Genomic DNA, 1,743 nt, shown 5'->3' on the forward strand with positions numbered 1-1,743 from the left:
CCCCTCTTCCAGCCCCAGCAGCAACCCCACCCCGATGCCCACGAGATCAAAGCCGACGCCGCCACGCAGTGGGTGTTCGACATGACCGAGATCCTGCGCGATGACCTGGCGTTTCAGGAACCGTGGGCCAGTGCGATTGCGCACGAGATCGTCCAGGGCATGCGCACGAGGTTTGGGGGCGACGATGTCTACGTGCCGGCGCCGGACAAGTCGGCGCGCGATGAGCGCGTGCGGGAGATGTTCAACGGCCGGAATATCAAAGAGCTGATGCAGCTGTTCGGACTGGCGCGCTCGACGGTCTATCGGATTGTCGGCCAGCGGGGGGGCGGCCATGAGTTGAGGCGGGCAGCAGGTGCTGACAAGTGATGCGGCGGGGGAAGCAGGCATTGCTTGCTACGGTCACCAATCGAACTGGACCTCGGCTCCGCACAGATGGGTGCCGTCCGGCGCGCTGATGCTCAGGTTCAGGGTGTTCGCTGCGGGTGATCGCTACGTGTCAGAGCGGTCGCCGGGCCGCCCGATTGAACTGAGCCCCCTGCAGGGCAGGGAGGCCTCTGACCAAACGACTGCTCGTGCGAGCAGCGATGCGGCGCTGTCGATCCAAAGCAGCCATGTCGCCATGGCAGACGTGGTCGCCGAAACGCACCTGCCGGGACCTGAACCGCCATAGGGACGACGCTCCTTGGCAGCGTTTGCGAATGGGTCTCGGCGACCGCCTTGTCCAAGGCAGCGAGCGTTTCGCCAAGCGGTCAACAGGAGCGATGTGCGAGCGCGCCGGGCGCGATCAAGGCGTGGTTTTGCTGGTGCAGAACGCGCTGTCCCGCGCGCCGCCACCGGCGTCGATGCGCGCCTTGAGGTCCGCCGCCAAATCGTGGTCGGGATCCTGATCGAGAACTACGTCGAGGACATGCAGCGCTTCGCTCCGGCGATGTTCTTCGGCGGCGCGCGACGCGAGGTCGAGCATCTGCGTCATCCACGCACTCTCGTCCACGGCCTGGGCGTGCCCCTCTGCGATGCCGGCATGCAGCCGAAGCAGCCGTGCGGCCAGCCGCCGGCCGAGTGCCGCCGGCGACCGGTCGTGCATGCTCCCCTCGGTCCGAGACGCAGGTGACATCAACACGTACTCCAGCGTCAACGTTTCGTCGCGGCGCGCCAGCCGGGCGAACAGGACGTGCGCGCCGGGGCTGCGGATGCCAATCGCGGCCGCAATTGCTGCTGGCGTCGGGGCCTGGGTGGCATCGATGCCGGCCTGCACCTCAGCGGCGGACATGCGCTTCAGCATCGAGTGAACAGCGAAGGTGTAGCCGAGAACTTCCAGGGGATACCCGAGATCTCGATCCGCGACGCCGACGCCCGGGTTTCCGCTCGGTAGCGGCACGACAGCCAGCGGACGCTCCGGGATCGCCTGCAGGTCCGACAGGAGCGTCGCTGCGGTGTCTTCGTCGGGCTCTGCGGGCGCATCGGCCAGCAGCCCGTAGCCTTTGCCGTAGACGGTTTTGACCTGCACCGCGTGAGTCTTGCTGCGCCGCATCGCCTGGCGAATCTTGGCGATTGCTTGGGCGACCACTTCCGGCGACTCGGCTGCCTGGCGCCACACGGTGTCGAGGAGTTCGTCCTTCGTCACAAGGCGGTGACGATTGCGGTACAGATGCAAGAGCACGTCGAATGGCTTTGGCTCGAGCGTCTGGCGCCGCCCATCGACCCACAATTCGCGGCGTTCCACGTCGAGCATGCAGTGGGCGA

2 protein-coding genes are annotated in these 1,743 nt (G+C 66.7%); one reads left to right on the forward strand and one right to left on the reverse strand.

The annotated features are described in order from the left end of the window. Positions 1-366, forward strand: a 366-nt coding sequence (locus tag AC1D15_RS30425; RefSeq protein ID WP_477828964.1) for a Mor transcription activator family protein, incomplete at its 5' end; no start/stop codon positions are given. Between the two features lie 418 nt (positions 367-784). Here the strand turns inward: AC1D15_RS30425 and AC1D15_RS30430 are convergent. Next, positions 785-1,743 (reverse strand): winged helix-turn-helix domain-containing protein (locus AC1D15_RS30430; protein WP_477828965.1); only part of this gene is annotated, 959 nt, incomplete at its 5' end.

The sequence above is a fragment of the Rhizobacter sp. P2_H2 genome (assembly GCF_056403375.1).